The organism is Phytomonospora sp. NPDC050363 (genome assembly GCF_040655735.1).
Classification (GTDB): Bacteria; Actinomycetota; Actinomycetes; order Mycobacteriales; family Micromonosporaceae; genus Phytomonospora.
Genome location: NZ_JBFAKK010000004.1, coordinates 552748 through 578786 on the forward strand (window position 1 = coordinate 552748; position 26039 = coordinate 578786).

The 26039-nt window shown below is 69.8% G+C and carries 22 protein-coding genes; 5 read left to right on the plus strand and 17 right to left on the minus strand.

Annotated elements, in window-relative coordinates:
* Nucleotides 1-25: 25 nt before the first annotated feature.
* Nucleotides 26-253, minus strand: coding sequence for a hypothetical protein (locus AB0I28_RS13970; protein WP_357493093.1), 228 nt, complete (start codon nt 251-253; stop codon nt 26-28).
* A gap of 153 nt (nt 254-406) precedes the next feature.
* Entirely contained in the window at nt 407-1369 is a 963-nt protein-coding gene (locus AB0I28_RS13975; RefSeq protein WP_357493095.1) for an NADP-dependent oxidoreductase, read from the minus strand.
* 91 nt (nt 1370-1460) lie between these two features.
* On the opposite strand from AB0I28_RS13975, the gene AB0I28_RS13980 reads away from it, so the two are divergent.
* Complete coding sequence (locus AB0I28_RS13980) at nt 1461-2054, plus strand: TetR/AcrR family transcriptional regulator (RefSeq protein WP_357493097.1); 594 nt, start codon at nt 1461-1463, stop codon at nt 2052-2054.
* Nucleotides 2055-2096: 42 nt separating this feature from the next.
* Here the strand turns inward: AB0I28_RS13980 and AB0I28_RS13985 are convergent, their stop codons facing one another.
* Nucleotides 2097-3062, minus strand: coding sequence for a WYL domain-containing protein (locus AB0I28_RS13985; protein ID WP_357493099.1), 966 nt, complete (start codon nt 3060-3062; stop codon nt 2097-2099).
* A 96-nt stretch (nt 3063-3158) separates the two neighbouring features.
* On the opposite strand from AB0I28_RS13985, the gene AB0I28_RS13990 reads away from it, so the two are divergent.
* Nucleotides 3159-3524 carry a VOC family protein gene (locus tag AB0I28_RS13990; protein WP_357493101.1) on the plus strand — a complete coding sequence of 122 codons (366 nt, stop codon included), beginning with the start codon at nt 3159-3161 and terminating at the stop codon, nt 3522-3524.
* A gap of 130 nt (nt 3525-3654) precedes the next feature.
* Here AB0I28_RS13990 and AB0I28_RS13995 read toward each other — a convergent pair whose 3' ends face one another.
* The 11 genes from AB0I28_RS13995 to AB0I28_RS14045 form a co-directional block, all read right to left on the minus strand.
* Nucleotides 3655-4065 (minus strand): SgcJ/EcaC family oxidoreductase, encoded by a 411-nt coding sequence (locus tag AB0I28_RS13995; protein WP_357493103.1) that lies wholly within the window; start codon nt 4063-4065, stop codon nt 3655-3657.
* A 115-nt stretch (nt 4066-4180) separates the two neighbouring features.
* Nucleotides 4181-4576 carry a nuclear transport factor 2 family protein gene (locus tag AB0I28_RS14000; protein WP_357493105.1) on the minus strand — a complete coding sequence of 132 codons (396 nt, stop codon included), beginning with the start codon at nt 4574-4576 and terminating at the stop codon, nt 4181-4183.
* Nucleotides 4577-4694: 118 nt separating this feature from the next.
* Entirely contained in the window at nt 4695-5063 is a 369-nt protein-coding gene (locus AB0I28_RS14005; protein WP_357493107.1) for a sigma factor, read from the minus strand.
* 116 nt (nt 5064-5179) lie between these two features.
* Nucleotides 5180-5815 carry a carbonic anhydrase gene (locus AB0I28_RS14010; RefSeq protein ID WP_357493109.1) on the minus strand — a complete coding sequence of 212 codons (636 nt, stop codon included), beginning with the start codon at nt 5813-5815 and terminating at the stop codon, nt 5180-5182.
* 79 nt (nt 5816-5894) lie between these two features.
* Entirely contained in the window at nt 5895-7451 is a 1557-nt protein-coding gene (locus AB0I28_RS14015; protein WP_357493111.1) for a hypothetical protein, read from the minus strand.
* Nucleotides 7448-8668 (minus strand): hypothetical protein, encoded by a 1221-nt coding sequence (locus tag AB0I28_RS14020; RefSeq protein WP_357493113.1) that lies wholly within the window; start codon nt 8666-8668, stop codon nt 7448-7450. The genes AB0I28_RS14015 and AB0I28_RS14020 overlap by 4 nt, the downstream gene beginning before the upstream one ends.
* Before the next feature lie 249 nt (nt 8669-8917).
* On the minus strand, nt 8918-10279 hold the full coding sequence (locus tag AB0I28_RS14025; protein ID WP_357493115.1) for a ricin-type beta-trefoil lectin domain protein: 1362 nt from the start codon (nt 10277-10279) through the stop codon (nt 8918-8920).
* A gap of 95 nt (nt 10280-10374) precedes the next feature.
* Nucleotides 10375-11892 carry a non-reducing end alpha-L-arabinofuranosidase family hydrolase gene (locus AB0I28_RS14030; RefSeq protein WP_357493116.1) on the minus strand — a complete coding sequence of 506 codons (1518 nt, stop codon included), beginning with the start codon at nt 11890-11892 and terminating at the stop codon, nt 10375-10377.
* A complete protein-coding gene (locus AB0I28_RS14035; RefSeq protein WP_357493118.1) occupies nt 11889-13607 on the minus strand; it encodes a ricin-type beta-trefoil lectin domain protein in 1719 nt (572 codons plus the stop codon). Before AB0I28_RS14035 ends, AB0I28_RS14030 begins: the two co-directional genes overlap by 4 nt.
* Nucleotides 13608-13734: 127 nt before the next feature.
* Nucleotides 13735-15171, minus strand: coding sequence for an endo-1,4-beta-xylanase (locus AB0I28_RS14040; protein ID WP_357493120.1), 1437 nt, complete (start codon nt 15169-15171; stop codon nt 13735-13737).
* 62 nt (nt 15172-15233) lie between these two features.
* Nucleotides 15234-17168 carry a family 43 glycosylhydrolase gene (locus tag AB0I28_RS14045; protein ID WP_357493122.1) on the minus strand — a complete coding sequence of 645 codons (1935 nt, stop codon included), beginning with the start codon at nt 17166-17168 and terminating at the stop codon, nt 15234-15236.
* Nucleotides 17169-17867: 699 nt separating this feature from the next.
* Here AB0I28_RS14045 and AB0I28_RS14050 point away from each other — a divergent pair.
* The 3 genes from AB0I28_RS14050 to AB0I28_RS14060 all read left to right on the plus strand — a co-directional run bounded on the left by AB0I28_RS14050 (nt 17868) and on the right by AB0I28_RS14060 (nt 23731).
* Nucleotides 17868-18908 (plus strand): LacI family DNA-binding transcriptional regulator, encoded by a 1041-nt coding sequence (locus tag AB0I28_RS14050; protein ID WP_357493124.1) that lies wholly within the window; start codon nt 17868-17870, stop codon nt 18906-18908.
* Nucleotides 18909-19258: 350 nt separating this feature from the next.
* Complete coding sequence (locus tag AB0I28_RS14055) at nt 19259-20788, plus strand: sigma-70 family RNA polymerase sigma factor (RefSeq protein ID WP_357493126.1); 1530 nt, start codon at nt 19259-19261, stop codon at nt 20786-20788.
* Between the two features lie 204 nt (nt 20789-20992).
* Nucleotides 20993-23731 carry a beta-L-arabinofuranosidase domain-containing protein gene (locus AB0I28_RS14060; RefSeq protein ID WP_357493128.1) on the plus strand — a complete coding sequence of 913 codons (2739 nt, stop codon included), beginning with the start codon at nt 20993-20995 and terminating at the stop codon, nt 23729-23731.
* Nucleotides 23732-23828: 97 nt separating this feature from the next.
* Here the strand turns inward: AB0I28_RS14060 and AB0I28_RS14065 are convergent, their stop codons facing one another.
* The 3 genes from AB0I28_RS14065 to AB0I28_RS14075 are packed head-to-tail and all read right to left on the minus strand — an operon-like array spanning nt 23829 to nt 26024.
* Nucleotides 23829-24965 (minus strand): hypothetical protein, encoded by a 1137-nt coding sequence (locus AB0I28_RS14065; RefSeq protein WP_357493130.1) that lies wholly within the window; start codon nt 24963-24965, stop codon nt 23829-23831.
* Nucleotides 24962-25465, minus strand: coding sequence for a SigE family RNA polymerase sigma factor (locus AB0I28_RS14070; protein ID WP_357493132.1), 504 nt, complete (start codon nt 25463-25465; stop codon nt 24962-24964). Before AB0I28_RS14070 ends, AB0I28_RS14065 begins: the two co-directional genes overlap by 4 nt.
* Complete coding sequence (locus AB0I28_RS14075; RefSeq protein WP_357493134.1) at nt 25449-26024, minus strand: hypothetical protein; 576 nt, start codon at nt 26022-26024, stop codon at nt 25449-25451. The genes AB0I28_RS14070 and AB0I28_RS14075 overlap by 17 nt, the downstream gene beginning before the upstream one ends.
* Nucleotides 26025-26039: the final 15 nt, after the last annotated feature.

Here is a 26039-nt window from a genome sequence, read left to right on the forward strand (position 1 = left end):
GGCGTCGCCGCCGCCCTCCCTCCGCTCAGATCCGCCCGGTGGTCAGCGCCCGTGAGTCCGGTGCCTGCCGTACCTCCGGCACGTCCGTGCTCTCCAGGCCCATGACCTGTCCGGCGACGTACTGCGCCGACACCATGGCGCCCTCCTTCCAGCCGGGGAGCGGGGACACCTGGTCGCCGATGATGTGGAAGCGGCCGTCGGGAGATTCGGAAGAGCCCTCGGTGTCGGGGGCATGCGGGGGTGTCTTCGCCATGGCCGGCTCGTCAAGTGGGGGTGGGAAGCGTTTACCCACCCCGCACCGACGGGACACCCCGCCCGAGGCCTTTCTTGATCCGCTCCGCCGCCGCACCGTCCATTTAGGATGAATCGAGCGCCTTCCTCGACGGCGAAGGCCCCGCGGGCGGCGTCACATCCGCACGACGAGTTTTCCGGTCGTGTGCCGGCGGGCGAAGTCGACGACGGCCTGCGGCCCTTCGTCGAGGTCGTAGCGGCGTCCGATCGTGGCCTTGAGTTCTCCGCGCGCGGCGGCCTCGGCGACCTCGCGCATTCCCCCGAGGGTCCCGTCCATGTCGAGTACGAAGCTCAGTTCGACGTCGTCGCGTCCCAGCCACTCCGGCCGCGTCACGGGGAAGGTGATCGTGACCAGCCGGCCGCCGGTGCGCAGTGCCGCCGCGAGGTCGACCAGCTCGTCGCCGGGCAAGGTCAGGTTCAGCGCCACGTCCACGTCGGACGGATAGTCGCCGTAGGCGATGGTCTCGTCGGCGCCGAGCCCGCGCAGCAGCTCGGCGTCCTCGGCCTTCGCGGTGGCGATCACCGTCGCCCCGGCCGCGGCCAGCATCGGCAGCACCGCGGTCCCGACACCTCCGGTCGCGCCGACCACGAGCACGGTCTCACCGGCCCGCACCCGCGTGGTCGCCATCAGGGCCCGGGCGGTCAGGCCGACGGTGGGCAGGGCCGCGGCGTCCTCGACGCCGAGCCCGTCGGGCCGGTGCGCCAGGAACGGCGTGTCGGCCTCGAACACCGCGTACTCCGCGAGGGAGCCCGTGCTCAGCGACGGCCGCGAGGTCCCCGCCATGGCGCGCAGAGCGCGCGGCACGGCTTGCCCGAAGATCTCGTCGCCGACGCGCCAGGTGGACACACCGGGCCCGAGTTCGGTGACGGTCCCGGCGAAGTCGTTGCCCGGCACGTGCGGGAACGGCAGCGGGAAGCTCTCGTGGAAGTCGCCGCTGGGCAGACGCACGTCGGCGGGGTTGATCGAGGCGGCGGCGATACGGACGAGGATCTGTCCCGGCCCCGGGGCCGGGACGGGAACGTCGGCGACGCGGTAGGTCTCGGGCGGGCCGTATTCGCTCGCGACGACTGCCTTCATGGTGCTCCTCCAATAAGCGGACCGTGTGGTCATGTTCGTCGGGACGCTAGCACTAAGCGGACCGCGCGGTCAACTTGCTAGTCTGGGCACCATGAACCGCCCCCTGCGCGCCGACGCCGCCCGCAACAGGCGCGCGCTCCTGGCCGCCGCCGCCGACGAGTTCGCCGAACACGGCCTCGACGCCTCCGTCGCCGACATCGCCCGCCGCGCAGGCGTCGGCAAGGGAACGGTCTTTCGGCACTTCGCCACCAAGGACGACCTGATCGCGGCGATCCTCACCGACCGCATCGACGCCCTCAACACCCTCGGCGAGAGCCTGATCACCGCCGAGGACACCGGCGCCGCGCTCGCCGAGTTCCTTACCGCCGCCGCCAGACAGCGCCAGGAACGCGACCTGTCCTTCCTCGCCGAGGCGAGCGAGGCGATGACGGAGGTGACGCGCGTGCGCGTGCGCATGCTGGCCACGCTCGACCGTCTCGTCGGCCGGGCCCGTGAGCAGGGAACGGTCCGCGACGACGTCACCGGCGCCGATGTCTTCCTGCTCATGTGCGCACCGAACTACGTCGCCGGTTACGTCCCGGACGCCTCGCCCGACCTGTGGCGCAGATACCTCGGCATCATCCTCGACGGCCTGCGCCCCGAAGGCGCCCGGCCGCTTCCGGAGCAGTCGCCGAACCTGGGGTGAGCTTCCAAGACTCCCGGCCGAGTCCCGTTCGGTCGTCACCGGTCATGGCCCCGCCGACCTCGCGTAATGGCGGGCGAGTTCGACGGCGAGGTCGCGCAGACGGGCCTTCGCTTCGATGGGACCGTGCACGGTGATCGCACTCCCGAACGGCAGTAGTGCCCGCACGTCCTCCACCTCGCGGAAACGGATGGTGACCTTCACGACGGAGGCCGCCGCGTCATGGTCGTCCGGGACGATCCGAGGGCCGAAAATCCGTCGCGCTCGGTCCAGCTGCGCCCGGTCAATGGTGGCGCTGACCTCCACGGCGTGGTCGTGTGCCCATTCCCCAAGGAGCGCGGCGGCGACGGTGGCCAGGGACTGGTTCTCCCGGATCCGCCGGGGCTCGGCGACCTCGCTCCAGGTCGTGATCCGTTCGAGCCGGTACATCCGCGGCACTCGCGTGTGGTCGGCGACGAGATACCAGGTCCCCGCCTTGGCCAGCAGTCCGTAGGGATCCACGATGAGGTCGCGCGGGTGCGAGCGACGTGTGCCGCTGTACTCGATGCGCAGCCGGCGGCCCCGCCGCACGGGGCCGATCAGCGCGGCCGGGGACACGCCGTCGGCGCGCGCCTGGAGCCAGGGACGGCTGTCCACGTGCACCACGTCGGTGAGCGGCAGCAGCCCGTCCCCTCGACGTGAGCGCGAGGCGGCGATCTTGGTGAGCGCACGCCGAGTCTCCGCCGAGGCCTCCAGCTCCTCCCGTTGTTTCTCGTCGAGGCCAACGAGCGACAGGTGGTCACGCTCGTCGGGAGTGAGGCGCGTGAGATCGGGGCCCGACCCGGGCAGCATGGTCACGCCTCCGTGGCGCCCCCGCTGCGCGGTCACCGGAAGTCCGGCGTCGCGGAGCCAGTTCAGGTCCCGGGTGACGGTCCGAAGGGACACACCGAGCGCCGAGGCGAGGTCGTGCGTGGTCACCGCGTCCCTCGATTCGAGGAGCAGCATCAGGGAGAAGAAGCGGTCCGGAGTCACGCCCCGAAGTATTTCCGAAAATCACGCCGCAATGCGGCGCATATTCTCGCCAGGCTGATGGACGCGTTCAACAGCGACGAACTGAAGGGAACGACCATGACCGCATCCATCGTCTCCATCGTCTATGTCACCGACGCTCCGGCGGCGGCCCGCTTCTACGGCGAGCTGCTCGACCTGAAGCCCTCTTTGGAGACGCCCTCGTACATCGCCTTCGACCTCGGCCCCGGCGCCGACCTCGCCCTGTGGGCGGACCGGTTCGACGGCCTCACTCCCGACGTCCCCCGCACCAGCGAGATCTGCCTCGCCGTCGACGGCGGGTCCACCGAGATCGACGCGATCCATGAACGGTGGCGCGCCAAGGGGGTCACCATCCTGCACGGGCCCCAGGACGCGATGTTCGGCCGCACGTTCCTGGCCGCCGACCCCGACGGAAACCGCATCCGCGTCGCCCCGCAGGACTGACGCCGGAGGGAGGCGGGCGCGACATCGAGATGCCGCGCCCGCCTCCGCCCTCACCGTGGCGGTGCTCGAAAGTCCTCGCGCAGCCCATGCCCCATCAGGCCCGCTTCTGCCAGAGGCTCCACCTCGGGACTTACCGCCCGGGCGCCGGTTCCGGGCTGTTGTGACAGGCGGCGATCAGCCACCGGCCGTCCCGCTTCTCGAAGACCCAGGTCGCGTTCACCTTGCCGGTGTCGGCGACGTCGGTCTCGCCGGGGAACAGGATGCCGGATTCGCTGACGACGATCGCGGCGTCCTCCCCGACGAAGCGGAGGCTTAGCCGCTCGTTGTGGGTCGAGGTGCCCTTGAGCGGCCCGACGAAGGCCATCGCCGTGTTCTCCGCGATCACCGTGCGGCTGTCGCGGAGCGAGCCGGGCATGATGGCGGTCGCGTCCGCGGTGTAGTCGGCGACCATGCCGTCGGCGTCGCCGAACTCCCAGGCCTTGTAGGAGTCGGCGAGAACGGCGTTGATGGCGGCCTCGTCCTGCGCGCGACTGTGTGGCACCCGAATTCTCCCTTGTGGCCGGGTCGCTCGGGTGGTCCGGCGAACTCGGTGGTACATACCGGCGGCGGGGCCGAAACTCATCGCGGCGGCGGCAAGAGAACGCGGTGTCGGGCTCTCAGCGTGGCGGGGAGCTCGAAGGAGGCGAACACCTCGGCGTCCGGAACACCGAGCTGCGGCTGATGCCGTTCTCCGTGACCGTGAGGACCTGGAGCGTGTGCAGCTCGAAGGCGCCACTCGCGGCGCGGTTGAAGGCGGCGAACGCCGGCTGCGCGTTGGCGCCGACCGGCAGGAACCGCCACTGGTCGCCGTTCTCGGCGAACACCCAGCCCATGAACACGCCGTAGTTCTCGTGCCCGGCGAACCAGCTGACCATCGGGGGCATCTCCATGCGGACGTCATCGGTGAGCAGTCGTTTCAGTCCTTCGACGTCAGCGGACGCGAAGGCCTCCATGTACCTGTCCACCCAGGCGCGCTGCTCGCTCTCGGATGGTTCGGCGAGCCGCTCCCGCACGATCCCCGCCTCCCTGGGGCCGGCTCTGGCCCGTTGCAGGGAACTGTTGACCGAGGCCGTGGTGGTGTCCAGGATGTCGGCCGCTTCGGCCGCGGAGAAATGGAGCCCTCACGCAGGATCAACACCGCGCGCTGCCGGGCGGAGAGAGGTGCTGCGCGGCGGCGACGAAGGCGAGCCGGAGGCCGCTGCGGTCGATCGCGGCCGCTTCGGGTTCACCCAGGCCCAGCCGAGAGTCGGGGAGCGGCTGAAGCCAGGTGACCTCACCACCGTGGACGAACTCCCGGCGCGGGTCACTCTCGGAGACCAGGCCGGAGGGCGGCGGACGGCTACCGCGGCTCTCCAGCGCGGTGAGGCAGGCGTTGGTCGCGATGCGGTACAGCCAGGTCCGCGGGGAGCCGCGGCCCTCGTCGTAGCGGTCCTGCGCGCGCCACGCTCGCAGGAAGGTCCCCTGGACCGGATCCTCGGCATCGTGGACCGAGCCGAGCATCCGCTAGCAGGGGGCCGGCAGCTCCGGCCGGTATGGATCGATCCTGCGATCGAATTCCTCCACCGTCGGCGCGTCGACTCCATGGCGGTCGAGACTAGACGGCCGGCCTCCCGCGGTCAGGAGTCGAGGCCGAGGTCCAGCCCGCGTGCCATGACCACGCGGGCGCTGCCGTCGGCGAGCCGGTAGCTGAGGCCGACGACAGCGGTTCGCCCGTCGGCGACGCGTTCGGACAGCGTCCGGGAACGGTCGAGGAGAAGGTCGGCGGTGTGCCCGACATGTTCGGCGATGATGTCGTCGGGCTTCACGTGGCCTGCGGCCCGCGCGGCCAGCACGCTGGGGGTGACGCGCTCGACGATGTCCCGGACGTACCCGGTCGGCGTGGCCCCGCCTTCCAGCGCGGCCGACGCCGCCGCTATCGCCCCGCAGGAGTCATGGCCGAGGACCACCACGAGCGGGCAGTCCAGTATCTGCACCCCGTACTCGATGCTGCCCAGCACTTCCGCGCCCACGACGTGACCGGCCGTTCGCACCACGAACAGGTCGCCCAGGCCACGGTCGAAGATGATCTCCGCGGCCAGCCGTGAGTCAGAGCACCCGAAGAGGACCGCGAAGGGGCGCTGACCCGGCGCGATCTCGGCGCGGCGCGCGGCGTCCTGATTGGGATGCTCCGAGTCGCCCGCCACGAAGCGCCGGTTGCCGGCGAGCAGCAGTTCGAAAGCTTCACCGGGGGCCGGAGAGTCGATCATCGCCATGGCCGCAGCTTAGGGCAACGGCAGCCACAACGAACAGAGAAGCATCCGGTCCTTCCCGCGAAGCCGGAGCACGACCGTCTCATCGATCGCAGTACCTCGGCCGCGAGCCGTCCTCCGTGGGCCAGGTCGGCTTCACGAACACGCTCTGCCCATCGGGCTGCAACGTCACCAGCGGCATGTACTTGCGCTGCGGGTTACCGCCCTTGTCGAGTGCGATCGTGCCGGTGACGCCGTCGACGACGGTGCATTCACCGAAGCGGCCCCAGGCCTGTTCGACGTGTTCGAGGCTCGGTGCGGTCTCACCGCTGAGGCGGACGGCGATGATGGCGATGCGCGCCGAGTCATAGCCGATCATCGCGTGTCCGTCGTTGTCGGGACCGCCGGCGAAGTGAGTTCCGTAGGAGTCGAGGAAGCGGCTGAACTCCTGCACGCTCGGGTCCTTGCCGGCGGCGAAGTTCCACTGGGAGGGGTGCGCGAGCGCGGTGTACTCGACCGTCACGTTCCCATTGGTCAGCGCGGCGTGTCCGCTGTCGGTGAGGATCGTCTCGGTGGCGTCGTCGCCGGTGATGACGCGGATCGGGTTGGCGCGGCACTCGGCGTTGCGGGAGGCCAGGCTGGTCAGGAACTCCGACAGGCCGACGCGTCCGCGGCCGGCGAACAGCACGACGTCGGGCGGGCGGCTGCAGATGTTGTTGCGGATGTCGTCCATGGTCTGCAGCAGTCCGTCAAGACTGCTGTCGTACTCCTCGTACATCTCCGCCAGGTCGGGGAAACGCGCGATGAACTCCTGGGCCAGGGTCTCGGTGTAGGTGTCGCCGGCCCGCACGTCGACGATCATCGTCGGCCGTTTCGCCCCCGTGCCGAGCACGTTGGCCAGGGCGGCGACCTCCTGCGCGTTGGTCGGGCCGACCCGCGCGAAGTAGCGCAGCGGTCCGACGTCGGGGTCCACGGCGGGGTCGGCCGTCATCGCCGCGGCGACGGTGGGGATACCGGCGGCGTCGAGGGCGCCGATGGCCTCGAATGTGCCGTCGAAGCTCGGACCGAATCCCACCACGGCCCGCAGCCGATCCCCGCCCTGCGCCCTTCGCGTCAGTTCGTCGACGACGAACCGCCACTCGGCGGTCTCGGCGCCCGGATTGGCCAGCAGGAGCCGCAACTGCGGTTCGACGGGATTGTCGGTGCCGGTCTCGCGATTCCAGTTGTACTGCGCGAGGTAGGCGCCCCGGAGCTCGTCGTTGATGGCATCGTGGTCCTGCGTGTCACCCTCCCCGAGGGTCATCGGGATGAAGTAGGCGATGCTCACCGACGACAGACCGGACTCCTCGACCCGCCGGTTCTCCGCGAGGATCTTCGCCGAGGCCTCGGCGAATTCGGGCGCGAAGACGAACTCCCCGTCGGTGACGCCGACGCATTCGTCGCGCTCCCCGGTCTCCTTGAGCGCCTCGTCCCCGAATGCGCCGGTGCAGCTGACGATGTCCGTCTCGACCCACCAGTAGACGCCGTATCCGGCGGCCAGCAGGAGCACCGCACACACTCCGGCCACAGCGCGCCGAAACCGCCGCCGCCGCTCGTTCTGCGCCGACGTCGGCGGGGTGACCGGGACGTCCGACTCGGGTGCGGACTGCGACTTCTTCACGATGGGGCCCCTTCGCCGATCGGATCGTCGAGGACACCCGGGCCCTCTGCGCGCATGCGGTCGATGAGCTCGCCGACCGCGCTCACCTTGCCGCCGGTCCGCCGCAGGATCCGGTCGGCGGTGTCGGCGTTCCTGGGCAGACCGGCCGCGGTGAGCAACCGGATCACGTCGAGGTCGTCGAGGCCGCCGACGGCGACCTCGTAGTGCCAGGCGTCTTCACGGTGCAGTTGTCCGGCCGAGCGCCGGGCCCAGTCGTCGTAGGAGGCGGTGCCGAGCGTGACGGGGCCGGTCGCCGGTTCCCGCGTGTTGACGGCGATGACCAGGAGCGGGTCGAAGGAGTCCTGGGCATGCCGTTCGGCGCGGATCTCGGTGAGATGGCGGCAGAAGAGTTCGGGGGCGGTACCCGGCTGGATGTCGTGGATGAGCACGCGGCCGGGACGAAGGAGGCGCAGGCGTCGCGGGCCGCGGGTGAAGGCGTCGCGCAGGTCGGCCATGAGAGCCCGGCACAGGGCGCGGTCCACATTGTCGGCGCGTTGATGGAGGCTCTCGTCGGCAGGTTTCGTGAGGCCGCCGGTGTCCAGGAACTCCTGGACCAGCCAGGCGAGCACGCGCAGGACCTGCCGGTGGGTCTCCGCGGTGCGTCCCTTGTGGTCGGTCAGGCCGACGGCGCTCTTCATCGCGCGCACCCATCGTGCGTAGGTCATGCTCCGGCTCGCGACGACGGTGGTGACGTCGACGGCCGCGTCGGTGATGCCGGGAACGTTGCTGACCTGGGCGAGCAGGCTCAGGCCCAGCCGGGTGAGCGAACCGGGGAGGTCGCCGGGCGCGGCCAGTGCCGCGCGGATGTCGGTCTCCAACTGCTCCCTGGTCAGGCCGGGGGAGGACTTGTCGTGCTGGCTGATGATCCCGAGTACGACGAGGCCGAATCGCGGCAGAGGCAGTGCGTGGTAGCCGGGTTGGTACCAGGTGAGGTTGTCGTAGACCTCGAAGATGACCTCGCGAACGGAGCGGTTCTCGTATTCGGCGGTGGTCAGCGAGGCTTTCGGGAAACCTTTGGACGCCGCGAGCAGGTATTCGAAGATCTCGTCGCCCCCACCGCCGGATTCGGTGTGCAGCGACAGGACGGGCAGCCGTCGGGACTCGCCTGGTCGGGGGCGATTGCTCAGGTCATTGACGAGATTGAATGATCGCGTTAATAGGGAAAGTTGCTCGGGCACCGGTGACTCCCACATTCCTAGGCCGTCGTGCTCATCGTAGCCAGAGAGGTCCAGGAGGGATGGAAATGTGAGTCCGGCGTGAATCCTCGCCGCATTGTTCACAACGGTGCACTGCAAACTCGCATTCGCAGGACTGCCGGGGGACCGGACGTCCCCATTCTTGAGGCCCACTGCGCGGCGGTCAGCGAGGGGAACAGGTCACCGCCGTGCGGAGGGCGGGCAGTGGAGACGCCCGGCTCCCGATGGTCGTCAGCTGCGCGTACTCCACTGCTGATCGGTGCTGCCGGTGCAGCTCCACAACTGAACCTTGGTGCCGTTGGCCGTGCCCGCCGCGGCGACGCACAGTCCGGACTGGACACCGGTCATCGTGCCGTTGGCGTTGAGGTTCCACTGCTGATTGGACTGCCCGTTGCAGTCCCAGATGATCACCGCGGTACCGTTCGCGGTGCCTTGACCACTGGCGTCGAGGCACTTGTTCCCGTACACCGTCAGCTGCTTGCTCGCCGTGTAGGTCCAGCGCTGGTTCGTTCCGCCGTGGCAGTCCCACAGCTGGAGTTGGGTGCCGTTGGCGGTGCTGGATCCCGGTACGTCGAGGCATCGACCGGACTGCCCACCGGCGATCATCACGTTCTGCTTCGTCGGAGGCGGCTCCGTCGGCGAGCCGAACTGCGAAACGAACCGCCAGGCTTCGCCCTTGGTCCACGTCCGGACTCCGTCCTCACAGCCGCAACCGTCCACCGGGCCGGGCATGTGACCGCCGTCGAAGGCGGCCCACTGGACGGGGTAGCCGGTCCGGCAGCCCGAGTAGACGGTCGTGATGTGGTTCCGGCCGCCAGGCGAGGGCTCCGCGGGGTTCTGAGCAGTACACCCGTTGGTCCTGACGAACGTGTCCCTCAGGCTGCGGCCGAGCCCGATGCCGAGCACGTTGTCGGAAAGGCCGTGGATCCCGAAGTACCCGATGGGCTGCGTGCCGCCGGCACATCCGCTGAGCTGGGCGCCGGAGAACACGACGACGGCCCGGAACACGTTCGCCCGGCTGCACGCGATGGAGTAGCTCATGCCCCCGCCGTAGCTGAATCCCATGGCGAACAGCTGCGAGCTGTCAACGCACAGGTCCGCCTGGATGCGGCCGATCATGGCGTCGACGAAGGCGATGTCCTCGCCGTTGGTGTTCGCCCACCCGTTGCCGAAGCCCTGGGGTGACACGAGGATCGCCGCGCCGTTCGACTGTTCCTGCATGCCGTAGTAGGCCCACGCAGCTCCGCTGCTGCCGCCGGAGGCCACGTCGTACATGGTGCCGCCCCGCCAGTGGAAGGCGAAGATCAGGCGATACGGGGTCGTGTTGTCGTAGTTGTTCGGGAAGCGCAGGACGAAACTGCGGTTGGTCCCGTTGCTGGAGATGGTGTTGGTTCCGTTCGCCAGCGTGGGGTTCTTGCCGCAGCCGGCCGTCGGCGCCTCGACGGAGGGACCGGCGGCCGAAGCCGGTGGTGCGGCCGTCGTGACGACGGTGCCGACGGCGACGATCGCGGTCAGTGCCAGTGCCACCGCCAGAAGGCGGCCGGCCGAGCGTCGAGGAGTACCGGGCCGGATGCGACCCGAGGTGGCTGTCATTGCGGATCTCCTTTTGTCCATGCGAGTGCTGCGACCCGGGCGAGTGCGGCCGGAGCCGGGGCCGAGTTCTGAGCTCGGCCCCGGTGAGCGGCGGGTCAGCAGGTGGAGTTGGACTGCGTCAGCAGGCCGAGACGCCAGGGCAGGCTGTTGTAGTCACCGCCGGCGGCGGGATCCTTGCCCTGGTAGAGGTACCGGATCTGGCATGGGTTGATGGTGAGGGTCTGGTCGACGACCGTGCGGACGACCTCGCCGTGGCTGATGTCGCGGCTCCAGGTGCCGCCGGGGAACGAGACGTTGGCCGCGCCCGCGAACGGGTTGCTCTCGCTGGCGGCCAGCGGCGTCCACGACCCGTTGAGCACACTTGACGTCCAGGAACGGAAGTAGCGGCCTTGCGCGCCGATGGCCTCGACTATCAGCAGGTACTGGTTTTGACCTTGGACCTTGTAGACGTTCGCCGCTTCGAACAACGCGTACGGGTTCGGATCGGACATGGCTATGACGGTGTTGGTCATGCCGTTGGGGAATTGGCCGACCGAGGTCTGCGACCGGTAGAGGTGGCCGTTGTCGTCCGAGGAGAACAGGTAGCAGTTCACCGAGTCGCAGACGACCCACATGTCGACCCAGTAGCCGTTGCCGATGTTGTCGCGAATGATCTGCGGCATCGACGAGTAGAAGTTCCTCGGCGCGGTCCAGCCGCCGGGGTTGCTGATATCCGGATTGGTGGAGTAGGACGCGTTGCCGGTTTGGTACACGAGGTACCACAACCCTTGCGGCGCGAAGTAGAACACCTCGGGGGCCGCTCGGTACCCGGCTCCGACGGGCGTTTGGTCGAGGTAGTGGAAGGTGGCGTTGTTCGCCTGCGACCAGTCGGTGAAGTTGAAGTAGACGAGGTTGTAGCCCGCGGCCTTGGCCGTGCTGGCGAAGACGTGGTAGCGGCCGTTGTGATGGACGACGGTCGGGTCCTTGATACCGGCGATGCCGCGGCCGTCGTTCTTCGGTCCCACCAGGGAACCGCTGGAGTTCCACCGGAAGCTGGACGGCAGCGTGCCGTCGCCCGGCCCGGTGCCGACACGGACGAGCTGCCATTGCTGGTTGCCGCCGTTGTGGTCGGACCACTGGACGATCTGGGCCCCGTCGGCGCTGGAGGCGCCGTTGACGTCCAGCACCTTGCCGCTGTTGCGGTTGACCAGCTTCACGTAGCCGTTGTCGGTGTCGACCAGACGGAACCTCTGGTTCGCGGCGTTGGTGTCCGACCACTGCACCACGCGTCCACCGTCGGCGGTCGAGGAGTTGTAGACGTCCACGACCTTGCCCGAATGGCGGGACTTCAGCCGGTAGTCGCCACCGCCGGAGTCGACGAACTGGAACTGCTGGTTGAGCCCGTCGTGGCGGGCCCACTGCTGGATCTGGGCTCCGTCGGCGGTGCTCGGACCGGCCACGTCGACGGCCTTGCCGCTCATGCGGTTGATCAGCACGTACCAGGCGGTCGGGTCGACCACCGCGGCCGACGCCGGTGGCGCGGAGACGATGAGGGTCGTGCACGCGAGGGCCACCGCAGCGGTGACGGCAGCGAGCCGCGGGGTGCGAAAGAGTCGCCGGGTTAAGGAGATCATCGGATTCCTCCATCGAGATGGTGTGAAACGGTCGCATGGCCGCCGCTCTCGCCTGTTTCGGAGCCCGTGGCGGCCACCCGGCTCCAGCGCTGGTTCGCCCCGCCGTGGCAGGTCCAGACGATCACGGCTGTGCCGTTCGCCGTCGCCGCGGCGTCGACGTCGAGGCACAGGCCGGCTCGGGCGTTGCTGATGCTGCCGTCGGCGTTGAAGGTCCAACGCTGGTCGGCGGCGCCGGTGCAGTCCCAGATCCGAGCTCGGGTGCCGGCGTCGCCGGGCGCCTCCAAGCATTTGCCGAGGACCTGCAGCGCCTGGCCGTTCAGGGTGAACCGCTGGTTCGTCCCGGTGTGGCAGTCCCAGATCAGCATGGCGGTGCCGTTGGCCGACGACGCGTGGTCGACGTCGAGGCAACGACCGGAGGCGTCGCCGCGCAGACGGAAGGAGGGCGGCGGTTCGGTGGTTCCGCCTCCACTGACGCGGAAGACGGCGGTGCCGTGTGCGGGGACGGTGGCGGAGATGCCGCCGGTGGTCGTCGAGGTCGCACCGGTCCACAGGTCGCGGAGAGTGAACGACGAACCGGTCTTCCCGATGGCGGCGGCGGTCGTGGAGACGGTGGTGCTGGAGCTTCCCTGGTTGAACAGTGCGACCGCGACGTCGCCGTTGCCGAGCCGTTTGGCGAGCACCCGGCGGGTGCCGTCGCTGGTCACCTGTATCGCCTGCAAGCCGAGGGGATCCTGGTTGACCGCGACGAGCTCGGCGTTGTTCAGGATGGCGAGGGTGGCGGCGTTGCTGCCGCGGATGTCGTTGCCCGCGATCAGCGGCGCGGCCATGACGGCCCACAGCGCGAAGTGGCTGCGCTGTTCGGTGTCGGTGAGGCCGCTGCGCCCGACCTCCATCATGTCGGGGTCGTTGAAGCCGCCCGGCGCGGCGTAGCCGGCGAGGGGAACGTTGACGTCGACGATGTTCTTGATGCCCATCGGGTAGCCGTTGCTCTGGCCGGTGTCCCACGCGTTGGTGATGTCCTCGGTGGTGCGCCAGAGGTTGGCGACGTCGCCCCAGTCGCGCAGCGGACCGGTCTTGGCGTGGATGCTGTTGGGGTTGATGCTGTAGACGATCGGGCGACCGGTCGCGGCCAGCGCGTCTCGCATGCGGGCGAACGTGGCGACCTGCTCGTCGATGCTTCCTTCGGGCGAGCACCAGTCGTACTTGAGGTAGTCGACTCCCCAGGCGGCGAACTGGCGGGCGTCCTGGACCTCGTGACCCCTGCTCCCCGTGGCGCCGGGGTAGGCGCCGAAGTACTGCGCGCACGTACGGTCGGCGGGCACCTGATAGATGCCGAACTTCAGGCCTTTGCCGTGCAGGTAGTCGCCGAGTGCTTTCATTCCCGACGGGAAGCGGTTCGGGTCGCCTTGCAGGTTGCCCGCCGAGTCGCGGTTGGGGTTGAACCAGCAGTCGTCGACCACCACGTACTGGTAACCGCGGTCGCGCATTCCGGTGCTCACGATCGCGTCGGCGGTCTGCCGGATCAGGGTCTCGTTGATGTTGCAGCCGAAGGTGTTCCAGGTGTTCCAGCCCATCGGCGGAGTGCGGGCCACCCCGTTGTCGTGTGCAGCGGCCGGAGCCGCGGGCTGGGTGATCACGGTGGCGGCGAACACCGCGGCCAGCGCGATGGACACCACTGTGGACAGCAGGCGAAATCGCCTTGTCGGTTCGTTCATCGCTGCTCCTGTGTCGACGTGGGCAGGGGTACGGCCTCTGCGGTCGGCCGTACCCCTGCCGGCGGTCGGGCGACGGCGCGCACCGCGCCGTTGAGGGTGAACGGGGTCGGCAACGCGGCTCAGCTACTCAGCTACGCGCCCATTGCTGGTTGGTTCCGCCCCAGCAGCCGTACAGCTGCAGTTGCGCGCCGTTGGCGGCCGATGCGCCGACAACGTCGAGGCAGAGACCGGACGCCTGGGCAGTGACGGTGCCGTTCGAGTTGAGGTTCCATTTCTGGTTGGCCGCACCGGTGCAGTTCCAGATGATCACCGGGGTGCCGTTGGCGGCTCCTCCGCCGGATGCGTCCAGGCAGCGTCGCGAGCTATCGGCGTACACCGACAACTCGCCCGCGCTGGTGTAGGTCCACTGCTGGTTGCCTCCTCCGGAGCAGTCCCAGATCTGCACCCTCGTACCGGCCGTGGTCGACGAGTTCGGGACGTCGAGGCACTTGCCCGAACCGGCGCCGCGAACCGGGTCCGCGCCGGGGCCCGGGCCGGGACCGGCGCCGTTGAGAGCGGCGAGCACGGAGTGGTAGGCCGCCTTCTTCTGGTAGTTGCCGTCGAACAGCAGCGGCGTTGCCGAGGCGCGCCACGAGTACTTGTCGGTGACGCCCCAGACGGTGATGCCGGTGCAGCGGGCGACGGCGAGGCAGGCCTGGGTGACGCGCTGATAGGCGGTGGCCTGTCCCGACCCGGAGCCGCCGATGTCGAGCTCGGTGATCTGCACGTCGACGCCCAGGTTCGAGAAGCGCTGGAGGTTCGACTGGTAACTGCCGAGGTCGGAGTTCTGGTCGAGGTGGCTCTGGAAGCCCACGCAGTCGATGGGCACGCCGCGGTTGCGGAAGTCGACGACCATGTTGTAGATCGCGGTGCTCTTGGCGTTGACGCCGTCGGTGCCGTAGTCGTTGTAGCAGAGTTTCGCGTTCGGGTCGGCCGCCCTGGCGGCACGGAACGCCTCCTCGATGTATCCGCCGCCGAGGCGCTGCTGGAAGATCGACTGCCGTCGGCTGCCGTCCCATTCGAAGGCCTCGTTGACCACGTCCCAGGAGTGGATCTTGCCCCGGTAGTGGCCGGCGACGCCGTTGATGTGCCCCGTCATGGCTTGGCGCAGGTCGTTGCCGGACAGGCCGCCGACCCAGCCGGGGTACTGGGCGTGCCACACGAGAGTGTGGCCGCGGACGGTCATGCCGCGGCTCTGCGCGCGGGAGACGATCTGGTCGCCGGCGCCGAAGGAGAACTGGCCGCGGTTGGGTTCGGTGGCGTCCCACTTCATCGCGTTCTCCGCGACGAGGCTGTTGAACTCGCGGTCCATCGTGGACGCGTAGCCGGACTCTCCGAAGTAGTTCGGAGCGACGGCGACACCGAAGTATCGGCCGCTCTGGGCGGCGGCCGCACCGAGGGTCTCGGCGGCGTGAGCGGGCCCGCTCAAGGCCGTGACGCCGGTCGCGGTGAGGCCAATGGTGAGAACGGCGGCGAGCGCCGTTTGGAGGCGGCGTCGCCGTCGTGGGGGTGAACCGGTGGACATGGTGACTCCTTGATCGTGGCTGAACGGGGTTGTCGGGGGATTGGTCGCGGTCGGGCTCGGGCTCATCCGGTGTCGATCGCGATGGTCGGTGTCGAGGCCGGTCCGGTGGCGGTGAAACCGAAGACCTCGCGGCTCTGGTCGGCCTCCACGCGGCCGTTCCAGCCGAGGTCGGCGGCGGTCACCGTCGATCCGGACTGCGACCACTCGGTGTTCCAGGCCGAGGTGACGGTCTGTCCGCCGGGCCAGGACCAGCGCAGGGTCCATCCGTCGAGTGCGGTGTCACCTGCCGTGACGGTCACGGTTGCCTGCCAGCCTTGGCCCCAGTCGTTGGTGACCGCGATCGCCGCGGTCGCCACGGGGCCGGGACCCGGCGGGTCACCATCGGGGTCCTCGCCCGGACCCGCCAGCACGAACCGCCGGACGGTCACGCGTCCGCCGAGAGCCTTGGTGGCGTGGTTGAAGACGGCGTAGCGGTAGCCCATGAAGAACTGCCAGGCGTTCTTCAAGGTGAAGGCGGGGCCGAGGCCGGTGAAGTTCGTGCCGTCGAGGCTGTAGGAGAAGCGTGCCTGCCGACCGCTTCCGGGGCGGATGTCGGCACTGGCGCGCAGCCAGATCCGGGTGCCGGTGAAGGCGGTTCCGGCCGTCTCGTAGCCGGTGTTCGTCGTGTTCCAGCCGGCGTCCATCTCGATCCCGGCGACGGTCACCACCCTGGTGGCGGACCCGTCGCGCTTGACGCCGATCCACGCCGAGGAGTCGCGGAGCATGGCCAATCCGGCCCGGTCGCCGTCGGCCATGCCGGTGAGGTCGAGTTCGACGGTCGCGGTGGAGTTCGGGCCGGGTATGCGGTGGGTGAGGGTGTTGCGGGCCCAGTACAGGTCGTTGGTGACCGTGGCGGTCTGGAGGGTCAGTCCATTGCCGACGGTGTAGCGGGCGGTGTCGGGGTTGTGGTTCCACTCCCAGCTCGGTCGCAGGGCGGTGCCCTGGAAGGTGTCGGTGCCGGTGAGCGGCGTGACCGGGTGGGGGGCGAGGTTCGGCAGTGGATAGGACGCGCCCCAGGCTCCGCCCACGGTCTGGACCTGTGGCCAGCCGTCGCCGGTCCAGGTGATCGGTGCCAGGGCCGGGACGCGTCCGCCGGGGTAGGCGTCGACGAAGGCCAGGTAATACCACTGCCCGCCGGGGGTGCTGACCAGGCCGCCCTGGTGGGGCACGCCGCCGCCGGAGATGGGGCCGGGCATGTTGAGCAGGACCTGCCGCAGCTCGTACGGCCCGAATGGACCGGCCGTCGACTTGAGGATGTACTGGCCGTTGGCCGGACGCGTGAGGAAGATGTAGTACCGGCCGCTGATCTTGTAGAAGCGGGCGCCCTCCAGTGTCCCGATGCTGGAGGGCGTCTGGAACACCTGCTGGGTGCGGACCTCGGTGCGCGCGTCCGCGCTGAGCCGGGCGACGTGGATGGCGGTGTTGCCGTAGGCGACGTAAGGCGTGTCGTCGTCGTCGAAGAGCAGCCCGGCGTCGTAGTAGGCGCGCGGTATCTCGGCGTGCCGGGTCCAGGAGCCTTCGACGGTGCGGGAGGTGTAGACGTAGGTGCGGGCGAAGTCGATCTGGCCCAGCCAGTAGAACGTGCTGTCCGCGCGGCGGTGGCCCAATGACGAGGCCCAGATGCCGCGGACGTATCCGCGGGCGCCGTTCAGATCGTACTTGGCGCCGAAGTCGAGTCGGGGTACCGAATGCCCGGCGAACTCCCAGTTCACCAGGTCCCACGAGCGCAGGATCGGCGCGCCGGGGGAGTAGTGCATCGTGGACGCCGAGGCGTAGAAGACGTCACCGACGCGGATGACGTCGATGTCGGCGAAGTCCTGCCAGATGACCGGGTTCGCATAGTTCGCGGTGACGACGGGTCCGGCGGTGGACGGCGCGCCGGCGGTGGTCGCGGCGAGCATGCCGGCACCGATGCCGAGGACCGTGCGACGGCTGGTGTTCTGGTCGAGCCATGACATGGGAAGTCAGCTTTCTCTCAGTCGGCGGTGCAGGTGACCCGTGGAGTCACCGGTGGGCCCGAGGCGATGAGGTAGAAGGCCTGGCGGGTCTGGTTCGCCTCCACGCGGCCCCGGCTCAGCGCCCGGGGACCCGTCCGACCGGCGGAGGCGACGGCAACGAGGGCACCGACCGCACCTGCCTCGCAGGCCGGAGCACACCGAAACGCCGGGGCGGTGAGAGGGCCGAAGGGACCGTCACCCCAGGCCGTGTCCTCGTTGAGTGTCGGACGTCCTACGTCGATGCCGCCGAAGACCACGGCGGTGAACCGGCCGCTGCCGATGAGCAGCGCTCGAAGCCACGCGGAGCCGGCGCCGGCGCACCTTAAGCGCGGTCGGTGGTCCGATACGACGCTGAGCGGATCCCGTGTCGGTGTGCGCGATCCGGTGACTCCCGCGGCGACGGTGGCCTCGGCGAGGAGACCCCTGCGGTCAGGTGGGGACACGGCCGTACCTTCCTGCTCGGAAACCAGGGCGCTTCGAGCGCGCCCCCGCCGTTGGACTGGAGACATCGAATGCCGGGAGTCGGCATCACCTTGGTGATTAACTTTCGGGATGTTTTCCGAAAGTTACGATTCCGCAACTATAGGGATCGGCCGAATGCCGGTCAAGACCTCGGCCGCGGGAACGCGGGCGCGACGCCGACGGCGCTAGACTCTCGCGATGGCTCCCACAGGCGAAGAGGCCCCGCTCGACGGCGCCCCGCTGACCATCGCGCAGCTCGCCGAACACGCGGGGGTCTCCATCGCGACGGTGTCCAAAGTGGTCAACGGGCGCCTCGACGTCGCTCCCGACACGCGCGCCCTCATCGAGAGCCTCATCCGCAGGCACGGCTACCGGCGCAAGAGGCGCGCCGGCGACTCGGCGCCACTGCTGGAGGTCGTCTTCCACGAGCTTCGAGGGCTGTACGGCGTCGAGATCCTCGGCGGTGTCGAACACGTGGCCCGCGACCACAACCTGGGCGTGGTCATCTCCGAGCTGCAGGGTCGACACACCCCCGGTCGAGGCTGGTTCGAAGACGTCTTGACCCGCCGCCCGCTCGGCGTCATCGCGGTGCACTCCGGGCTCACCGTCGAACAGAGCGACCAGTTTCGCAGCCGCGGCATGCCCCTCGTACTCCTCGATCCCACCGGTGACCTCGACGACGAGATCCCCTCGGTGGGCGCCGGGAACTGGAGCGGCGGCCTGGCCGCCACCCGTCACCTGCTCGGCCTCGGACACCACCGGATCGCGGTGATGACCGGCCCGGCGCACATGCTGTCCAGCAGGGCCCGCCTGGACGGATACCGCACGGCGATGGACATGGCCGGTGTTCCGGTCGACCCTGCGCTGGTATGCGTCGGCGGCCACCGGATCGCCGACGGCCGGCACCTCACCCGAGAGCTGTTGCGCCTGCCCGACCCGCCGACGGCCGTCTTCGCCGGCGACGACGGCCAGGCCCTCGGCGTCTACCAGGCCTCCGCCGAAGCCGGACTGCGCATCCCCGAGGATCTCAGCGTCGTCGGCTTCGACGACCTGCCGATGGCCGAGTGGAACATCCCCCCGCTGACCAGCGTCCGCCGGCCCCTCAAAGAGATGGCGGTGGCCGCCGCGACGATGCTCGTCACCCTGTCCCAGGGCGAGCAGCCGCCCCAGCGACGCGTCGAGCTCGCCACCGAACTGGTCGTGCGCAGCAGCACGGCTGCTCCGCGCGCCACGGAGTAGCCGCGCCGCACAGCCGGCCGTCATCTCCGAGAACGACCTCTCCGAGACCGAAACTTTCGGAAGCGTCACCGAATGGTGTTAACGCAAACATGGTTGATCTTGCGAAATACGGCTCCCCGAGCCCCGGGCCTCCATCGGCGCGTTGGCCACGAATCCGATCACGGTCGTCCGGGCGACACACGGTATTGACCGGTTCCGCCCGTCACGATAAGTTTCCACCCGAGTTCGACCGTGGGAGCGCTCCCCGCGGTCTGCGTGAAACCGTGGGCTCGGTCGTCGCTCGCCGGAGGGCACCGCTCGCGCCGGTCCGCCCACCATGCCCGGCGGGCTACTCCTCAAGGTGGTCGGGAATGCGCACCATGGACGCGAGCCACGTCGGGCTCGTCATCGCCGCCCGGGCGGGTGATCGCCGGGCGAGGGACGAGCTGGTCGCGGCCTACCTGCCGCTCGTCTACAACATCGTCGGCCATGCGCTGCGGGGCCATCCCGATGTCGACGACGTCGTCCAGGAGACCTTCCTGCGCGCCGTTCGCGACCTGCCGACGGTTCGCGACCCGAACAGCTTCCGGTCATGGCTCGTCGCCATCGCGGTACACCAGATCAGCAGTCACCTGCGCAGACACCGATCCGGCGGTGGAACGGTCGCCGACACCGGCGAGGAACCGAGGGCCCGGCACGCGGTCGCCGGCTTCGAAGAAGCCGCCGTCCTCCGGCTCCAGCTGTCCGATCAGCGCCGCCAGGTCGCCGAAGCGAGCCGGTGGCTCGACGCCGAGCACCGGGTCACGGCATCGCTGTGGTGGCAGGAGACCGCCGGCGAGATGAGCCGGCGCGAGGTGGCGACCGTGCTCGGGCTGACCGTCGCTCACACCGCCGTGCGGATGCAGCGTATGCGCGAACAACTCGACCAGGGACGCTCGATCGTGGCGGCACTGGCCGCCGCGCCGAGATGCCGACGGCTGGCGGCGACGATCGGCGACTGGAACGGAGACCGGAACCCGCTGTGGCGCAAGCGCATCACCCGGCACGTCCGCGACTGCGCCGAATGCCGGGCGGCGACCGGTGAGCAGATCCCCCTCGAACGGCTGCTGTTCGCCTTGGCGCCGCTGACCGTCCCGGCTGGACTCGCCGCCGGAATAGCCGCCGGGATCGCCGCCGTCGAACTCACCTCGGCCGCGGTGGGCTCGACGGCCGCCGCGCAGGTCTCCGTGCTCGGAAAGCTGCTCCAAGCCGTGCTGTCGCACCCGGCGGCCGGCATCGCCACAGGTACGGCGGTCGCGATCGCCGGGACGGTCATGTACGTCGCCACCCCCGAACCGGCACCTCGACCACCGGTCGCCGTCACCGCTCCGATGGCGGGGAAGGCCGAACCGGTGCCGGCCACCCCCGACGACACCCCCGCCTCCCCGTCGCGACCGTCGCCCTCTGAGTCGACCCCGCCGAACGGCCCGCTCGTTCCACACGGTTCCTGGTCACTGGAATCGGTGGCGGCGGACGGCGAGTACCTCACCTACAACGGGGACTTGGCCGCGCTCGCGCTTCCCGGTGACGAGCAGAACCGTCAGCGCGCCACCGTGACCATCGTCGAAGGGCTCGCCGACGCGGACTGCGTCACTTTCCGCGCCTCCGACGGCCGCTACCTGCGCCACTATGAACTCCGTCTGCGCCTCGACGCCGACGAGGGCACCGACCTGTTCCGCGAGGACGCGACCTTCTGCCCCGTCGCCGGCGCGACCGAAGGGTCGGTGACCCTGCGGGCGCACAACTATCCGGGGTCGGTCCTGCGATACCGCGACGGCGGCGTCCATCTCGACGGCTCCGACGGCAGCGAGACCTTCGGACGCGAGAGCTCCTTCGTCGTCCGCGACCCCTTGAGCGGCTGAAGTCGGCATCGCGGGTGCGGCGCACCGGCCCCTGCCGGCATAACGCCTTTTCGCGGTGACTCCTCTCACCAAGGTGACAAGGCGATGACGCCTGAGTTTCCGTTACGCGAACGTGACGCGCGAAGCCTCCTGTCACAGATGGGTTCGTCCACGTCGCCGACCGGCTCGGGCCGGCCGCGTCCCCCGAGTCCCCCAGGAGCACCCATGTCCTCACCCCTGAACCGCCGTCGGCTACTCCAGGTGGCCGGCGCCACGGCCGTCGCCGCGTTCGTCCCGGACGTCGAGAGCGCCGCCGGTCCGGCGGCACTCGCCCCCGCACGCCCCGACATCGGCGTGTCCGCCTACCCCTTCGAGCTCGGCCACGTGCGACTCACCGCGAGCCGCTGGCTCGACAACCAGAACCGCACGCTGTCGTACCTGCGCTTCGTCGACGTCGAACGACTGCTCTACAACTTCCGGGCCAACCACCGGCTCTCGACCAACGGCGCCGCCGCCAACGGCGGCTGGGACGCCCCCACCTTCCCGTTCCGCACCCACGTTCAGGGACACTTCCTCACCGCCTGGGCCCAGGCCCACGCCGCGCTCGGCGACACGACCTGCCGGGACAAGGCGAACCGGATGGTCGCCGAACTCGCACGCTGCCAGGCCAACAACGCCTCAGCCGGGTTCGGCGCCGGCTACCTCTCCGGCTTCCCCGAGTCCGACTTCGCCGCCCTCGAAGCAGGCACACTGTCCAACGGCAACGTGCCGTACTACTGCGTCCACAAGACCCTCACCGGCCTCCTCGACGTCTGGCGCCACCTCGGCAGCACGCAGGCCCGCGACGTCCTCCTCGCGCTCGCCGGCTGGGTCGACACCCGCACCGGGCGGCTGAGCCCCGCCCAGATGCAGGCCGTGCTGCGCACCGAGTTCGGCGGGATGAACGCGGTCCTGACCGACCTGTACCAGCAGACGGGCGACGCGCGCTGGATGGCCGCCGCGCAACGCTTCGACCACGCGGCGGTCTTCGATCCGCTGGCGTCCGATCAGGATCGGCTCAGCGGGCTGCACGCCAACACGCAAGTGCCCAAATGGATCGGGGCCGTGCGCGAGTACAAGGCCACCGGTACCAGCCGCTATCGCGACATCGCGGCGAACGCCTGGAACATCTGCGTGGGAGCGCACACCTATGCCATCGGCGGCAACAGTCAGGCCGAGCACTTCCGCGCACCCGACGCGATCGCCGGTCACCTGTCGGCCGACACCTGCGAACACTGCAACACGGCCAACATGGTGAACCTGACCCGTGAACTGTGGCTGCTCAACCCCGACCGGGCCGAGTACTTCGACTACTACGAGCGGGCGCTGCTCAACCACCTCATCGGCGCGCAGAACCCCTCCGACGGCCACGGGCACATTACTTACTTCACCTCGCTCAACCCGGGCGGTCGGCGCGGTGTGGGCCCCGCCTGGGGCGGCGGGACCTGGAGCACCGACTACCAGTCGTTCTGGTGCTGCCAGGGCACCGGCGTCGAGACCAACACCAAACTCATGGACTCCGTCTACTTCCACAACGGCACCACGCTGACCGTGAACCTGTACCTTCCATCCGTCCTGGACTGGAGCCAACGCGGGATCACGGTCACGCAGACGACGGCCTATCCGGCCGGCGACACAACGACCCTTCAGGTCACCGGCGAGGTCGGCGGATCCTGGTCGATGCGGATCCGCATTCCCGCCTGGACCTCGGGCGCCACGATCAGCGTCAACGGAACCGCCCAGAACATCACCGCCACACCCGGCACCTACGCGACCCTCACCCGGGCCTGGGCCTCCGGCGACACCGTCACCGTCCGGTTGCCCATGCGGGTCATCGCGCGCGCGGCCAACGACAACGCGGCCATCGCCGCGATCACCTATGGACCCGTCGTCCTGTCGGGCAACTACGGCAACTCGGCCCTGAGCGCGCCGCCGGCCCTCGACGTCGGATCGATCACCCGCACGAGCACGACGGCCCTGGCGTTCACCGCGACCGCCAACGGCTCGGCGGTCGGTCTCGCCCCGTTCTACGACGCCCACGGCTTCAACTACGCGGTGTACTGGAACACCAGCGGCTCGGGCGGCCCCTCCGGCGGCTCCGGATTCCGGCTGGTCAACGCGGCCAGCGGACTCGTCCTGGGTGTGCAGAACATGTCGACGGCCGACGGCGCCCCGGCGATCCAGTGGCCGGACAACGGCACGGTCGACCACCTCTGGGAGCTGCTCGCCGACGGCTCCGCGCTCAGGTTCCGCAATGCCAACAGCGGCAAGGTCCTCGGTGTGGAGAACATGTCCACCGCGGACAACGCGCGTGTCCTGCAATGGGCCGACAACGGCACCGCCGACCACCGCTGGACCGTCCTCGACGCCGGCGACGGCGGCCACAAGATCCGCAACGCGCACACGGGCAAGCTGCTGGCCGTCCTCAACGGCGCGAGCACCGTCGGCGCCCCGGCGGTCCAGGATCCCGACAACGCCACGCCGGACAACCTGTGGCGCTTCGTGCCCGACGGGGCCAGACGCATCCAGAACAAGGCCAGCGGCCTGGTCCTCGGCGTGCGGGACATGTCCACCGTCAACGGCGGCGGCGTCGTCCAGTGGGACGACAGCGGCACCGCCGACCACCTGTGGACCGCCGTTCTGGACACCGGAGGCCATCTCCGGTTCCGCAACGGTCACAGCGGCAAGGTCCTCGGCGTGGAGAACGCGTCCCCGGCCAACGGCGCCCGCGTCGTCCAATGGGACGACAACGGCACCGCCGATCACCGCTGGCGGATCCGCCACGGCACCGACGGCCACTTCCGGATCCAGTGCGCCAACGGCGGCCGCGTCCTCGGTGTCACCGACGCGTCCACCACCCGCGGTGCGCAGGTCGTGATCTGGGACGACAACGGCGCGAACGACCACCTCTGGCGTTTCATCTGAGCCCGCTCCTCCCGACGAAGCCGGCCGCGCCGCCCCATCGGCTCCGGCGCGGGCACCGGGGGTCTTCGGCGCACCGAAGACCCCCGGCCCCGCTGGGTCAGAAGCCGAGGTCGGCGGCCTCGGGGGGAAGCGCGGAGGACGGGCCGATGCCTCCGATCTCCAGGTCGTTGGGCCACGCGGCATCGCCGCGGTCGACGGTCCCGTCGGGTACCGCGATCCGTTCCCAGACACCGGGTTCGTTCATCCATTCCTGGCACAGGACGGTCGTCGAGTCGGCCCAGCCGACGATCGTGCGCCGGACGTCGGCGTCGTCGATCTTCATGGAGAGCACCGTCTCACCCTCCTCGACCTCCATGACCCGCACGCGCCGGTCATCCTCATCTGGGGACGAGTAGTAGAGCAGGTAGCGCCCGTCGGGAGAGAATCCGGCCAGGACCGGATGGTCGCCGTCGATCTCCGTCCGCGGGCCCAGAGACCCGTCGACGGCCAGAGACCGCAGCGCGGGTCTCGCGCCCTGGCGTTTCTCCAGGACGGCATAGCCTTCGGAGTCCGCCGCCCAGATCGCGTGGCTCACGTCGACATCCGCCGGCGCCGGTGTGCGCGTGAAGGCAGCGGTGGTCACGTCGTAGGCGACGAACTCGACGATGCGCGGTGGGTCTTCGGCGACCACCGGAGGCAGCTGGAACCTCGTGCCGTCGGGCGACCAGGTCATGAGCCCACCGAGGCCTCCGAAGAAGGCCGAGTAGCCGGGTAGGCCGGCCGGCCACGACACCGCGTCGGCCCCATGGGTCAAGTAGTCCGACCGGTCGGCGAAACCGTAGGCGACGCCGTCGGTGACGGCGACGTGGCCCTGGTCGGGCGAGACCTGCGCCCGGAAGGGCACGCTCCGGTAGACGCCCGTGTCGCGGTCGAGCAGGTAATGGCGATCCGGGCCGGCCGTGAAGGACTCGACCACCAGCGGGCCGCCACCCGGGCGTGGCAGGTTCGGCTCGGTGTACGGGCTCGACGTCCACTCCGGTGACTGCGCGGGATCGGCGCCACCGCCCGAGCCGCCCATCACGGCCGTGGCCCCGGCCATCATGCCGATCACCGCGAGAACCGCGGCCACCGTCCGATAGCTCCGGCTGCGGGCCCGTCTCCGCAGAGCCTCGTCGATGTAACCCTGCGGCGGCACCAGCTCGGGCGGCATCGGCACGGCCCGCAGTTCCTCGGCGATCGGCTCGTCGCTGTTCATCGCAGCGCCTCCTTGATCTCACTCGTCTCGTGGATCCGCCGCAGAGCCGCGATTCCACGAGACGCCTGGCTGCGCACACCGCTCGCCGAGATCGAGAGCATCCGCGCGACCTCGACCTCCGAGCGGTCCTCGTAGTACCGCAGCACCACGATCAGCCGCTGCCGGTAGGGCAACCGCGCCAGCGCGGTCTGGAGGTCGCGGCGGCGGGCGACCCGGTCGGCGTGATCGGGGTCCGTTCGCTCCGGGACAGTGTCGACAATGGACTCCGGCTTGCGGGCTCGGCTTCGCCAGGCGTTGTACTGCGAGCGGTACATGACCTTGCGGACGTAGGCGTAGGGCTCGTCGATGCGGTGCCACTTCTTGACGCACGCGGCCAGCGCCGACTGCATGAGGTCCTGCGCGAGGTGGACGTCGCCGGTCAGCAGATAGGCGACACGCAGCAGCGCCGGCGACTGGGCGGCGGCGAAGTCGCGGAACTCCCTCTCATGGGCCGGATTCATGCGGGCTCCTGCTCACGTCGTCTCCCGTCGGTGAAGCCTCTGTCATCTGTATAGACACCGCAGACGTCGAGAACGCTGCGCCTTGCGCCCGCGACAACGCGCCCCGATGCCGAGGCCGGTGCGACAGCGGCTCGCCGGCCACCGCGTCGACGTCGACCGCCTGCAGGTCCGGCAGTGAGGCCACCGGCGGATGGCCGGCGTACCCGGCCTCGATCGCCGCGACGGCCGTGGCGCGTTCGGAGTCGGTGACCTCGTCACGGTGTCCGATGTGGATGGCGAGGGCGGTCCCGCCGGCGCCGCCGATCCCGGAGACGGCCGAGATGAGCAGGGTCGGGGCGGAGTCGTCGAGCAGGGCCGCGGACAGGCCGGCGACGAGTTCGCCGCGCCCGACGAAGTCGGCGGTGGCCGCCGGCAGCTGGGCGGTGACGTCGGCGAGGACATAGCCCCCGGCGACGGTCGTCAGGACGCGCCAGCGCGGGCCGCCCGGTTCGAGGACGGCCCGCAGCCGGGAGACCAGGATGCGGACCGAATGTGTCGCGCGGGCGGTGAGGCGCCCCACGGCCCCTCGATGAGG